Origin of the sequence: Nonomuraea sp. NPDC001636 (genome assembly GCF_040298265.1) — a bacterium.
GTDB lineage: Bacteria > Actinomycetota > Actinomycetes > Streptosporangiales > Streptosporangiaceae > Nonomuraea.
In genome coordinates this window covers 134,138-147,052 of record NZ_JBEOZT010000020.1, presented here as the reverse complement: position 1 = coordinate 147,052, position 12,915 = coordinate 134,138, and the positions used below count along the sequence as shown (strand labels likewise).

The 12,915-nt window shown below is 74.6% G+C and carries 11 protein-coding genes; 9 read left to right on the top strand and 2 right to left on the bottom strand.

The window, feature by feature from the left end; genetic code table 11:
* The first annotated feature begins 141 nt into the window (after positions 1-141).
* Positions 142-1,017 (top strand): alpha/beta fold hydrolase, encoded by an 876-nt coding sequence (locus ABT158_RS32260; protein WP_352359870.1) that lies wholly within the window; start codon positions 142-144, stop codon positions 1,015-1,017.
* 11 nt (positions 1,018-1,028) lie between these two features.
* Here the strand turns inward: ABT158_RS32260 and hemC are convergent, their stop codons facing one another.
* Entirely contained in the window at positions 1,029-1,964 is a 936-nt protein-coding gene (hemC, locus tag ABT158_RS32255) for a hydroxymethylbilane synthase (protein ID WP_352359868.1), read from the bottom strand.
* 132 nt (positions 1,965-2,096) lie between these two features.
* Between hemC and ABT158_RS32250 the strand changes: the two genes are divergently transcribed.
* From ABT158_RS32250 to ABT158_RS32215, 8 genes are all read left to right on the top strand, one after another.
* Entirely contained in the window at positions 2,097-3,329 is a 1,233-nt protein-coding gene (locus ABT158_RS32250; RefSeq protein ID WP_352359866.1) for a hypothetical protein, read from the top strand.
* A 143-nt stretch (positions 3,330-3,472) separates the two neighbouring features.
* Entirely contained in the window at positions 3,473-3,916 is a 444-nt protein-coding gene (locus ABT158_RS32245) for a hypothetical protein (protein ID WP_352359864.1), read from the top strand.
* Positions 3,913-5,958, top strand: a complete 2,046-nt coding sequence (locus ABT158_RS32240; protein WP_352359862.1) for a M48 family metalloprotease — start codon at positions 3,913-3,915, stop codon at positions 5,956-5,958. The genes ABT158_RS32245 and ABT158_RS32240 overlap by 4 nt, the downstream gene beginning before the upstream one ends.
* A gap of 127 nt (positions 5,959-6,085) precedes the next feature.
* On the top strand, positions 6,086-6,754 hold the full coding sequence (gene catA, locus ABT158_RS32235; protein WP_352359860.1) for a type A chloramphenicol O-acetyltransferase: 669 nt from the start codon (positions 6,086-6,088) through the stop codon (positions 6,752-6,754).
* 141 nt (positions 6,755-6,895) lie between these two features.
* Entirely contained in the window at positions 6,896-8,347 is a 1,452-nt protein-coding gene (locus ABT158_RS32230; protein WP_352359858.1) for a flavin-containing monooxygenase, read from the top strand.
* Positions 8,340-9,524, top strand: coding sequence for a saccharopine dehydrogenase family protein (locus tag ABT158_RS32225; RefSeq protein ID WP_352359856.1), 1,185 nt, complete (start codon positions 8,340-8,342; stop codon positions 9,522-9,524). Before ABT158_RS32230 ends, ABT158_RS32225 begins: the two co-directional genes overlap by 8 nt.
* Positions 9,521-10,699, top strand: a complete 1,179-nt coding sequence (locus ABT158_RS32220; protein WP_352359854.1) for a serine hydrolase domain-containing protein — start codon at positions 9,521-9,523, stop codon at positions 10,697-10,699. The genes ABT158_RS32225 and ABT158_RS32220 overlap by 4 nt, the downstream gene beginning before the upstream one ends.
* Before the next feature lie 26 nt (positions 10,700-10,725).
* Positions 10,726-11,607, top strand: coding sequence for a PaaX family transcriptional regulator C-terminal domain-containing protein (locus ABT158_RS32215; protein ID WP_352359852.1), 882 nt, complete (start codon positions 10,726-10,728; stop codon positions 11,605-11,607).
* A gap of 79 nt (positions 11,608-11,686) precedes the next feature.
* On the opposite strand, the gene ABT158_RS32210 is transcribed toward ABT158_RS32215, so the two are convergent.
* Positions 11,687-12,862 carry a saccharopine dehydrogenase family protein gene (locus ABT158_RS32210; RefSeq protein WP_352359850.1) on the bottom strand — a complete coding sequence of 392 codons (1,176 nt, stop codon included), beginning with the start codon at positions 12,860-12,862 and terminating at the stop codon, positions 11,687-11,689.
* Positions 12,863-12,915 lie beyond the last annotated feature (53 nt).

Sequence of the window (12,915 nt, the reverse complement as noted above, 5' to 3'; positions counted from 1 at the left end):
TCGCAAAAGCCGGGCGGGCCCGCAAGCACTTCGCCCCGGACGCCCTCTTGCCCGACCCCGCTGACCCGGCTGGCGATTCGTCTGTTCCGCCGGAGATGAAACCCGTGATGGGCGGGTGCCGGTGACGGCTACCGTGGCGGAGTGCACACAGTGATCACGCGAGACGGCCGCGCCCTTGCCGTGGAGCAATGGGGCGTCCCCGACGGAACACCCGTGTTCTACCTGCACGGCACCCCCGTGGGACGCCTGGCCCGCCACCCCGACGACTCCCTGTACACCAGGCTCGGCATCCGGCTGATCACCTTCGACCGTCCCGGCCTCGGCGGCTCGACGCCGCTGCCCGGGCGGCGCGTCGTGGACGGCGCGGACGACGTCGCAGCCGTGGCCGACGCGCTCGGCCTCGGCGAGTTCGCCGTCTACGGGGTCTCCGGCGGCGGGCCGCACGCGCTGGCGTTCGCCGCCCGCCACCCCGGCCGGGCCGTCCGGGTCGCCACGCTGGCCGCGCCGGCCCCGCGCGACGCCGAGGGGCTGGACTGGACGGCCGGGATGATGGAGGGCAACCGGCGCAGCGCCGCCGTCGCCCTCCAGGATCGCGACGCCATGATCGCCCACCTGGGGGCGGACTCGTCCGGGCCGCCGCAGTTGCCGCCGTTCGAGGCCGCCGTCCTGACGCGTCCCGAGGTCAGCGCCATGTTGGCGGCCGCCTACGCCGAGGCGGTCCGTCCCGGCCTCGGCGGCTGGGCCGACGACGTCATCGCCATCTTCGGCAGCCCCTGGGGGGTGGACCCGGCCGCCGTCACCGTTCCGGTCCGGCTGTGGCACGGCGAGCTGGACGGGGTCGTGCCGGTCGCGCACGCCCGCTGGCTCGCCGCCCGCATCCCCACCGCCACCCTCACCGTCCAGCCCGACGCCGGGCACGCCGGGCACTTCGACGCCACCCCCGCCACGCTGGAGTGGCTGCTGCACGGCGACGACCCCCTCCGCGACGAGGACGCGGTGGCGGCCGTCACGACGTAGGCGGCCCGCCCTCAGTGCGGGATGGTGTCGATCAGTTCCCGGGCGCCCTGGCGGAGCAGCGCGACCGCGACGGAGGTGCCGAGCGTCGCCGGGTCGAGCGGGCCGGCCCACTCGTGCGCGTCGAGCACGCGCTTGCCGTCGGGGGAGAAGACGCGGGCGCGCAACGACAACCGGCCGTCGCGCTCGGCGCGGGCGTAACCGGCGATGGGCGAGTTGCAGTGGCCCTGGAGCACGTGCAGCAGCATGCGCTCGGCTGTGATCTCCCGCCACGTGTCGGCATGCCCCAGACCGGCGACCGCGTCGACGGTCGCCGGGTCGTCCTCCCGGCACTGCAGGGCCAGCACGCCCGCGCCGATCGGCGGGCACATCGTCTCCAGCGACAGCGCCTCGGTGATGCGTTCCGGCCGGCCGATGCGCTCCAGCCCGGCCACCGCCAGCAGCAGCGCGTCGGCCTCGCCCGCGTCCAGCTTCTCCAGGCGCCGGTTGGCGTTGCCGCGCATCGGCACGCAGCGCAGCTGCGGGTGGGACGCGGCGAGCTGGGCCACGCGCCGCACCGACGACGTGCCGATCCGGGTGCCCTCGGGCAGCGCGTCCAGCTTCAGGCCGCCGGGGTGCACGAGCGCGTCGCGCAGGTCGTCACGCTTGAGGAAGGCCGCGAACACCGTGCCGGCCGGCAGCGGGCGGTCGGCGGGCACGTCCTTCATGCAGTGGACCGCCAGGTCGGCCCGGCCGGCCAGGAGCGCCTCGTCGACCTCTTTGGTGAAGGCGCCCTTGCCGCCCAGCGCCGACAGCGCACCCTGCCACCGGTCGCCGGACGTGGTGACCGGGACGACCTCGGTGCGGATGCCGGGATGCCGGTCGGCCAGCTCCCGCCGTACGCGCTCGACCTGGGCGAGCGCCATGGGAGAGGAACGCGTCACGACGCGGATCAGCTCGGGGACGGCCATCCCCCGATCGTAGGGCGTCATGTCCGTGCCGCGCGGGCTGATTCCGGAGCTCGCCATGCATGGCCCGCCGAGGGGATGGCGGCTTAGGGTACGGATCACCAATTGTCACGGGGGAAGAGGACGGGGACGTACATGATGGCCAATGATCCGGCGCGGCCGACGCTGATGACGCGGATGGTCGCGGCGTACAAGGGCGAGGTGCGCGCGGACGAGCTGGAGGCGTACCGGCGAGCCGGGGGCCTGGTCTACACCGAGCTGGAGCGTGCCGAGGAGCTGCGGTTACGCCTGGTCCAGGACGGCGTCAACCTCTGGCACGGCCCGCAGTCCGCCTCCGGGCAGCTGCTGTGCACCTGGAACGCGTTCGTGCTGCAGACCATCGGCGAGCAGCTGCTCGACTCCGACTACAGCGCCGACCCGCGCACCGCGGGCTACGTGCCGCCGGTCACCAGCCGGCAGGTGGCCGCCTGCTTCGCCCAGGTGGAGGGCTGGGTGTCGCGGGCCCGGCAGGCGGCCGGCAACACCCGCTACCTGGTCGAGACAGAGCTCCAGCTGCCCGCCGACCTGCCCGAATGGGCCGAGGCGGACCCGTGCCCGCTGCCCCATCTGCACGGCATGCTGGCCGCCACCCGCGCGATCCGCCGGCACGCCGAGGTGGCCTTCGGCGTGTTCGAGCAGACCGTCGCCGACGACCACGACCACCAGGCCGACCTGCAGCGGCTGCGCCAGCTCGTGGCCGAGGCCGCCACCGCCGCCGACTACGCCGAGGGGCTGCTCAAGGCCGATCCGAAGCCGAGCCTGCACGAGGCGATCGAGCAACGGCTGCAGCGGTCCCTGGAGCTCTACTACCACGTGGGCCAGCTCATCGCCATGCCCAGGCACATCGCCACCTACCAGAGCACCGTCACCAGGCCCGCGGCGACGTACCGGTCCCTTGAGGCGAACCTGCGTGACCTCGACCCCTGGTGCCTGACCGACCCGCAGCGGCGGGACTACTGGCAGGCCGACCCCAAGGCCCGGCAGGCCGTCAAGGAGATGTGGGAGTACGACCCCGACCCGGCCGCCACGCTGCACATCCAGGCGCAGATCGACGCCGCCTTCCGGGACGGCGCCATCGCCTACGCCGTCGACGTGGCGGGCCAGCCGCTCGGCAGCTACTACTGCTGCCCGTTCCCCGCCATCTATTCGGTGCGCAGGCCGGTGGTCATCGCGGGCACGCTGCTGCGGCCCATGCAGCGCTTCACCTTCGAGGCGTCCGCGGAGGAGATGGCGAGCGGCGGGCCGTTCCGGCGCGAGATCATCGTGGCCGACTTCAAGCCGACCAACGAGGTCGACTACTGCGACCCCGACGGGCTCCACGGCGACTAGTCATCGGACGGGCCACGGAGAAAAAGCAGCGAAAAAGCGGCGGAAATGCGGCGGAATCCGGGGCGGGCCGTCGGTATCCGAGGACGCCCGGCCTCGGAGCTGCCTATATTTCAGGCAACGGAATTCTCCTGTTGGAGGCCCAGGTGTCCGATGTGTTCGCCAAGGATCTCAGCCGCCGGGTCGTGACCAGGATCGCCCCCGCCGAACTTCCGCTGTTCGACCAGACCTGGGACGCGCTCGGCGGCAGGACCGGGCCGAGGTCGCATCGGGATCCGCTCGGTTTCGGGTTGCCGGGAGTGGACGAGCTGCTGGTGACGGCGATCGTCTCCGGCGTCGTGACCACGGTGCTCGCGGACGTGGGCAAGGACGTCGGCTCGTGGACCGGCCGGCTGATCGGCCGGTTGCGCCGCCGTCCGCGGGAGCTGCCCGAGGTGCGGCCGGCGGGCCCGGCGCCGTTGCCGCCGGCCCGGCTGACGGAGATCCGCAAGGTCGCCTACCAGAAGGCGCGCCGGATGGGCATGTCGCAGGCGCAGGCCGACGCGCTGGCCGACGCGGTGGTGAGCGAGCTGGCCCGCAACCCGTCATGAGGGGCCGGCTCCCGTCGGCCACCACGTCCGCGTTCGTCCTGCTGATCAGCCTGGCGTTCGCGACGACCGCGATCTACCGGCCGGGGATCTTCGACCTGCTGTCGGCGCAGGGGGCGGAGGTCCCGGCGAAGGTCAGGGAGGCGTGCCAGCTCGCGGCACTGAAGGGCCTGGACGATCCGGCGTGCGAGGTGATGAGCCGCGGCGCTCACCAGGATCTCCGGCTCGGCGTGCTGCTCTGTTTCGCGACGCTCGTCCTGCTCACCGGGCTGCAGTACTGGTTCGGCCCGGCCTGGCGGATCCGCCGCCGGCGGCTGCGTCCGGTCGGCGGCGAGGTCGGCGAGGAGTTGCGGCGGATGGCGGCGGAGGTGCTCGGCGGCCGCCGGGTCGTCTTCCTGCTCGACGTGCTCGACCCCGCGGTGGCCGGGCTGGCCTTCGGCCGGGCCGGGCGCCGGTACGTGGTGATCAGCCGGGGCACCTGGATGTCGTTCGAGCGCGACCGGCCGCTGTTCCGGGCGGTGGTGCTGCACGAGCTGGCGCACGTGCGCAACAGGGACCTGACCATCACGGCGGTGACGCTGGCGATGTGGCGGTCGTACGCCGCGGTGATCCTCGTGCCGGGCCTGCTCGCCGCCGTGAACGGGGTGTTGTCGGGGCAGGCGCCGTTCCTGCGGTCGGAGCTGATGCCGTTCGGGGCGCGCGCGGCGCTGTCGTGGTTGTTCGCCGCCCAGATCGCCGGGCTTGCGGTGTTGTCGTGGCTGACCCGTTCGGTGGTGCTGCAGTCGCGTGAGCTGATGGCCGACGCCCGTGTGCTGTCGTGGGAGCGGGACGCGACGCCGCTGCGCCGCGTGTTCGAGCAGGCGCCGTCGCCGCGCCGGTGGCCGGTGTCGCTGCGGGTGCGCACCCATCCGCATCTCGCCGTCCGGCGGGCCGCGCTGGAGGACGAGGAGCCGCTGGTCCGCCAGGGTTTCGTCTTCCCGCTGGCGCTGGGCGGCTGTTTCTCCCTCACCATGGACCCGGCCACGTCGCTGACCGCGCAGGGACGCACCAACACGCTGCCGTGGCCGGCGGAGGTGTTCGCCCTGCTGCTGGCCGTCGCGCTGGGGTTGCGGGCGTTGCGGGCCGTGTCGGCGCGCGGCGACGCCGTGCACGTGCCGCTGGGCCTGGCCGTGGGGCTGGCGGGCGGCTGGGTGCTGGCCCCGAGCAGGATGACCGACCATGCGCTGGCGCCGTTCCCCGTGTCGGTGCAGCTCGCCGGGCTGGTGGTGCTGGCGGTGGCGGGCCTGCTGCTGGGGGTGTGGGTGCGGTGGGTGGCGCGGGTGTGGGCGCCGCGGGTGCACGGGCTGCGGTCGGCGCTCGGGCCGCTGCTGCTGATCGCGGTGGTCGTGACGCTGGGCGCGCGGGGGTTCTACGACCTCCAGGCCGACATCATCATCGCCCACGTCCAGAAATATCCCGCTGTTTCCGACCCGCTGGCCCAGGTCCTGATCAGCGCGCAGATCATGCTGGACTCCCGCCTGTCGGCGGGCGTCCTGCTGCTGCTCGCCGTCGTCCTGCTCATGCTGGCCCCGATGGCGGTACGTTTCGTCACCCTCGGCGAACCCCGCCCGCCCGCGCCCCGGCGCACCGGCCGCGTCGCCCTGGCGGTCGGCTGCGCGGCCGCCGCGGCGCTGGTCACGGCGACGGTGTCGGGCGCGGTCAACGGCTACGTCTTCCAGAGCTCCGGCACCGCGTTGTCGGGCGTCATCGCGACCGGAGCCGCCGCCGGCGCCGCTCTGGCGGCCTGCGTGGCCGGGTTGTCCGGGACGTCGCCGGTCGCGAAGGGCATGCTGACGGGGCTGGTCGCGGCGGTGCTCTACGCCCTGGCGCTGGAGCTGGTGTGGCTGCCCTTGCGGACGGCGCTGCCGTGGCTGATCCACATGATCATCCTGGAGCGCATGCTGGCGGCCGCGCTGATCGCCGCGCTGGCCACGGCCCTGCTGGCCCGCCTGCTGCCCGTCCGCGGCGAGCCGGCCCCGGCCGCCGGCTTGCCCGCGCCGGGGTGAGCCCGCCCTTCCGGAAGGACGGTCTTCGAGCCGGCCGACCTCCGCCTCACCGGCCGTGTTCATGGCGGGCGACCGTATCCGCCGGGGCCGACAATCCGTCCGGCCCGGCGGTTGGGATGATGAGGGCATGGACGCCCCCATCCCGATCGACACCGATGCCTGGCCGCGCCGGCAGCACTTCGAGCACTACCGCCGGGCCGTCCCGTGCACGTATTCGATCACGGTGGAGATCGACGTCACCGCGTTCGCGGCGGCGCTCGGCCGGTCGCGACGCAAGTCCTACCTCGCGCAGGTCTGGGCGATCGCCACGGTCGTCAACCGGCACGACGAGTTCAGGATGTGCCTCACCGCCTCCGGCGAGCCGGCCGTCTGGCCCGTCGTGCATCCGGCCTTCACGGTCCTCAACCCCGAACGCGAGACGTTCGCGTGCGTGTGGGCGCCCTACGACCCCGACTTCGCCGCCTTCCACGACGCCGCCGCTCCCCTGCTCGCCGAGCACGCCCGCGCCACCGAGTTCTTCCCGCAGGGGTCGCCGCCGTCCAACACGTTCGACGTGTCGAGCCTGCCGTGGACGTCCTTCACCGGGTTCAACCTCAACATCGGCGGCAACTGGGACCATCTCGCCCCCATCTTCACCCTCGGCCGGTACACCGAGCGCGACGGCCGGGTCCTGCTCCCCCTCGCACTCCAGGTGCACCACGCCGCCGCCGACGGGTTCCACTCCGCCCGGCTCGTGAACGAGCTGCGGACCCTCGTCGCGGACCCGTCGTGGGTCGACGGGAGCCCGGCCTCCTGAACCAGCGCTGACCTCCGCCCCCGCGCCGGCCCTTGCGGGCACGGGCCGGGGCGCGCTTCGCCATACCCCGAGACAATCGTTCGGAATTGCTACGATCGTTTCCCATGCGATAGTTTTGTATGCGAAAGAGAGGTGGCGTTCATGACGAGCGAAGCCGACACGGCCGATGCCCGGCGACACGTCGACGTACTGATCATCGGTGCCGGCCTGTCCGGCATCGGCGCCGCATGGCATCTCCAGCGGCGCCCCGGCAGGACCTACGCGGTGCTGGAGGCCCGAGACCGTCTCGGCGGCACCTGGGACCTGTTCCGCTATCCGGGCGTCCGCTCGGACTCCGACATCTTCACCCTCAGCTACGCCTTCCAGCCCTGGCGCGGCCGCAAGTCCCTGGCCGACGGCGACGCCATCCGCCGCTACATCGAGGACACCGCCCGCGACCACGGCATCGACCGGCACGTCCGGCACCGGACCAAGGCCCTGTCCGCCGACTGGTCCTGGGAGCGGCGCCGATGGACGGTGCGCACCACCCGCGGGACCTGGACGTGCTCGTTCCTGTACGTCTGCGCCGGCTACTACGACTACGACCACGGCCACCAGCCGGAGTTCAAGGGCGCCGCGGACTTCGGCGGCCGGTTCGTGCACCCGCAGTTCTGGCCGGACGACCTCGACGTGACCGGCAAGAACACCGTGGTGATCGGCAGCGGGGCCACCGCGGTCACCCTGGTGCCGGCGCTGGCCGAGCGGGCGGGGCACGTCACGATGCTGCAGCGCTCCCCGACCTACCTGACCTCCCTGCCCGACGTGGACCCGGTGGCGGGCCCGCTGCGCCGCCTGCTTCCCGCGCGTACGGCCCACCGGCTGCTGCGCGCCAAGAACGTCCTGAGCAGCCAGCTCACGTACTGGCTGAGCCGGCGCTACCCCGAGCAGACCAAGCGGCACCTGCGCAGGGGCATCCAGCGCCACCTGCCCGACCCCGCCCTCCTCGACCGGCACTTCACCCCCCGGTACCAGCCGTGGGACCAGCGGCTGTGCGTCGTCCCCGACGGCGACCTGTTCCGCGAGGTGGCCGCCGGGCGCGTGTCGATGGTCACCGACCGGATCGCCCGTCTCACCGAGCACGGGATCGAGCTGGAGTCCGGGCGCACGCTTGAGGCGGACGTGATCGTCTCCGCGACGGGCCTGTCGCTGATCCCCCTCGGCGGGATCGCCGTGTCGGTGCAGGGTCGCCCGGTCGACCTGGCGGACACCACCGCCTACCGCGGGCTGATGCTGAGCGGCGTGCCCAACCTGGCCTTCTGCGTCGGCTACACCAACGCGTCGTGGACGCTGCGGGCGGAGCTGTCCTCCCGGTACGTCGTCCGGCTGCTCGACCACATGCGGCGGCACGGCCTGACCACCGCGATGCCCGCGCTTCCGCGCGACGTCGCCCGCCGTCCGCTGCTCGGCCTGACCTCCGCCTACGTCCAGCGCGCGGCGCACCTGTTCCCGCAGCAGGGCGACCGCGCGCCGTGGACGGCCGGCCAGAACTACCTGACCGACCGGCTGCGGTCGGCGTTCCTCGACGTCCGCAAGGGGATGATCTTCGATGGGTGAGCAGTACCGGGTGGTGGCCCTGGGCGGCGCCGGCGCGATGGGCAGGCCCGTCGTCGAGGCGCTGGCCGGACGGCCGGACATCGCCGACCTGGTGATCGCCGACCGCGACACCGCCGCCGCCGCACGGCTGTCCGTCAAGTACGCGAACGCCTCGGCCGCGACCGTGGACGCCGCCGACCCGGTCCGGCTGCGCGAGCTGTTCCGCGACGCCGACCTGGTCGTCAACACCACCGGCCCGTTCTTCCGGCTCGGCGTGCCGATCCTGCGGGCGGCGATCGAGAGCCGTACCCACTACGCCGACATCTGCGACGACTGGGAACCGACCCTGGACATGCTCGCCATGGACGCCCAGGCGCGGGACGCCGGCGTGACGGCCGTGATCGGGGCCGGCGCGAGCCCGGGCACCAGCAACATGCTGGCCGCATTGGCGACCCGTGAGCTGGACGCCGTGGAGAGCCTTCACACCGCCTGGCCGGTGGACGTCCCGTTCGTCGGCGACGACCCCGCCGACGCCTCGGCGGGCGGGCAGTCGGCCGCCGTCGTCCACTGGATGCAGCAGTTGTCCGGCACGATCCGCGTCTGGGCCGGCGGCGCGCCCGCCGAACGGCCGCCGCTCGAACCGGTCAGGCTCGACTACCCGGGGCTGGGCCCCGGCACCGCCTACACCGTCGGCCATCCCGAGCCGCTGACGCTCCCGGCGACCTGCTCGATCACCGGCGACTCCGCCTGCGTCATGGTGGTCAGGCCGGAGACGGCCGCGTACCTGATGACCCTGCGCGAGGAGATCGACCGGGGCGGGCTCTCCCTGGAGCAGGCCGCGGCCGCGATCGAGCGCCCGACCGCGGGCCGCTTCGCCCGCTCCGCCGTGCGCCGGCTCTCGCTGCGCGGCCCCGGCTCGCTGCCGCCCTTCTTCGCGCTGGCCGCCGGCGTCCGGAACGGGCGGCCGTGCCGGATCGGCGCGCGGCTGATCGGCTCGCCGCGCGGGATGGCCAGGGCGACCGGGATCCCGCTGTCGCTGGCGGCGGCGCAGATCCTCGACGGCTCGGTGCGCGCCCACGGCGTCCATCCCCCGGACGCCGTGCTCGACCCGGAGAGGTACTTCGCGGAGCTGGCCGTCCACTGCGACCCGCCGCGCACCGGCCGCGACGAGGTGGTCACCGTGGACCGGACCCCGTGACCGGCGCCGATCGCCCGCTTCCCGGGGTCCGCGGCGAGGTCGGGCCCGGGTGGGAGCCGGTCCGCCGCGCGTTCGCCGCGATCACCGGCAGGCCGGGCGAGCGCGGCGCGGGGCTGCACGTCATCCACCGCGGCCGGGCCGTCGTCGATCTGTACGCCGGGAGCGACGCGTCCGGCCCCTACGGCCCGGACACCCGGCAGGTGATCTTCTCGGCCTCCAAGGGCGTCGCGGCCGCCTGCCTGGCGGTGCTCGCCGACCGCGGGCACCTCGACCTCGACGCGCCCGTGGCCAGGTACTGGCCCGAGTTCGCCCGCCGCGGCAAGTCCGGGATCACGGTCGCGCACCTGCTGAGCCATCAGGCCGGGCTCATCGCGCCGGAAGGCGGCGCCACCCTCGGGGCGGTGCTGGAGGGGCGTCCGCTGGCCGACGTCCTGGCCGCCGAGCCCGCGCGCTGGCCGCCGGGACGGCCCGGGTACCACGCGGTCACCTGGGGGACGCTCGCCGACGAGCTCGTCCGCCGCGTCACCGGCGGACGGCTCGGCGAGGTGCTCGACGCGTGGGTGTGCCGGCCGCGCGGCCTGGCGATCGGCATCGGCGGCGCGGCGTCGGGCCCGCCGCCCGCGCCCGTGCACGCCGCCACGCGCGTCCCGTTCCTGGTCCGGATGACCACCGCGGTCTTCGCCCGGCCCGGGACGCCGTTGTGGGCGGCGATGACGGTGGGGGGTGCGCTCACCGAGCCGCCCGACCGGTGGGTGGCCCGTCCGGAGACCCTCGCCGCCCACCTGCCGGCGGCGAACGCCGTGGCCACGGCCCGCTCCCTGGCCCGGCTCTACGCGCTGCTGCTGCCCGGCGCCGGATCCGCGCCCGGCGACGAGCCGCCGCTCGTCGGCGAGGGGACCTGGCGGGCGGCCGTCCGGCCGCGTGCCGCCGGGCGCGACCGGGTGCTGGGCGTGCCGTCGGCCTTCGGGTGCGGGTTCGCGCTGCCCAGCCGCGCCTGGCGCCTGGGGTCGCCCACGGCCTTCGGCCATCCGGGCATCGGCGGCGTCCTCGGCCTCGGCGATCCGCGCCGGGGTCTCGCCCTGGCCTTCCTGCCGCGGACGATGCCCGCCGACGCGCTGGCCGACCCCCGTCACCGCACCCTGCTGGACGCGGTGGCCCAGGTCATCGGCGGCTAACGATCGGATTCGATACGATAGTCGGCATGGACGTCCATGTCCCCACCCGGATGCTCGTCGAGGCGCTCGTCCGCACCGATCTCACGGTCGACGCCGGCGAGCTCTACGCCACCGCCAACCTGCTGGACATGAACGACCAGCAGGTGCGCCTGTGCATCAAACGGCTGGTCGCCGAGGGGCGGTTCGTCCAGGAAGGGCGGGGGCGCAAGGCGATCCTGCGCGCCACCGGCAGCACCGGACGCGCGATGGGCCTCGACGTCGAGTTCGTCACCCACGCCTACCGCCAGGACGCCGGGCTCGCCCCCTGGGACGGCGCCTGGCATCTCGTCGCCTTCACCGTCCCGGAGAGCGCCCGGCCCGCGCGCGACGCGCTGCGTGCCGCGCTCACCCTGCTGGGCGGCGCCCCCGTCCACGGCGGCCTGTACGTCAGCGCCAATCCGTGGGAGCCCTACGTCGAGGAGCACGCCCGCCGCCTGGACGTCCTCGGCCACGTCACCTTCCTGACCACCCGGGACCTGCGCCGGGGCGAGGAGAGCGATCCCGTCGCGCTCGCTGCGGCCATGTGGCCGCTGGGCGAGATCGCCGAACGTTACGAGCGGCTCGCCGCGGTGGCCGAGCCCCGGCTCCGGTTCCTCCAGGAGCACGCCGAGCCGCCGGACGAGCCCGGGTCGTCCGAGCCGCGGCGGCTGACCATCGCGGTGGAGCTGGCCGCGGAGTTCACCCGCGCGATGGAGGCCGACCCGCTGCTCCCCCCTGAGCTGCTCCCCCGCCCCTGGCCCGGCGCCCGGGCCCGGGCGCTGGCCGCGCGCTGCTGGTCGCTGCTGGAGGAGCAGACGGGCAAGGACGCCGGCGCCGTCCGCCTGTTCGGCCTCTACGGCGGCCTGAGCCGTCTGGCCGCGGGCGCCTGACGGGCCGTCACGCCGTCACGCCGTCACGCCGTCACGCCGTCACGCCGTCACGCCGTCACGCCGTCACGCCGTCACGCCGTCACGCCGTCTCCACGGCGACCTGCACCGAGCCGCCGGTCCGCCGGGCCAGGTCGGCGAAGAACCGCCCGTGGTCGATCGCCGCCTCCGGCGGGTGGACGCCGGGCCGCGCCCCCGGGTCGTCGATCAGCTGCGCGAGGCCCAGCGCGGCCGGCACTCCCGTGGCCTCGGCCATGCCCTGGAGCAGCGGCGACGTGCCCGTCAGGTGGGCCAGGACGGTCGCCGGCCGCCCGTCCGCCACCCCCGTGGCGACGGCGAAGAACGCGGGCAGCGAGCCGGGCCCCTTGAAGCCGAAGGCCCGTACGGCGGCGCGCAGGGCCCGCCACATGGTGGGCCTGGTCAGCTCGGCGGCGGCCGTCGCGGGCGTGAGCCTGCCCCGGTCGATGTCGCGGCGCAGCACGTCCAGATAGGCCGCGGTCCCGGGGGTGACGACCATGAGACCGGCCGACTCCCCCGCCACCCGGTAGCTGCGCGCCAAGGTCACCGGCTCGGGGTGGCCCACGGTGTACGCGGTGCCCTCGCGGCCGCCCGGCAGCGCGAGCCCGACCGGCCGCAGGGGTGGCCGGCGTACCGGGCGACCGCCGGCGATCTCCGCGATCGTGCCGCTGACGTGCCGCATCCAGTGCACCACGGCGGGGATCGGGCGGCCGTCGGGCCCGCTCAGGCCGGCCCGGCCGGCGTCGGAGCCCGGCACGTCGGCGGGCCAGGCGGCGTAGAGGTCCGTCACGGTGTCCAGGCGGGCCGCCGCCCTGGCCGCGAGCAGGTTGCTGATCCCCGGGCTGGCGCCCATGCCGACCACCGCGCGCACGCCCGCCGCGCGGGCTTCGGCGTCGAGGCCGAGCATCTCCGACGTGGCCTCCCAGTCGTCGCAGACGTCCAGGTAGTGGGTGCGGGCGGCGATCGCGGCCCGCAGCACCGGCGGCCCCGGCCGGTGGTGCGTCCCGAGCATGTTGAGGACGACGTCGGCCTCGGCCAGCGCGGCCGCCAGGGCACGTCCGCCGGTGACGTCGCGGACGCCGAGCCGGACCGGGACGCCCTTCAGCTCTCCGGCCAGGGCGCGGGCCGCGTCGAGGTCGCGGCCGGCGACGACGATCTCCCGGACCCCGCGCAGACCGGCCGCCACGCGCACCGCGACCCGCGTCACCGCTCCGGGTCCGCCGAGGGCGAGCACTCTCATGGGACTTCCCAAAGGATCGTGACTGAATCTATCGAATGATCTACGATAGTTGA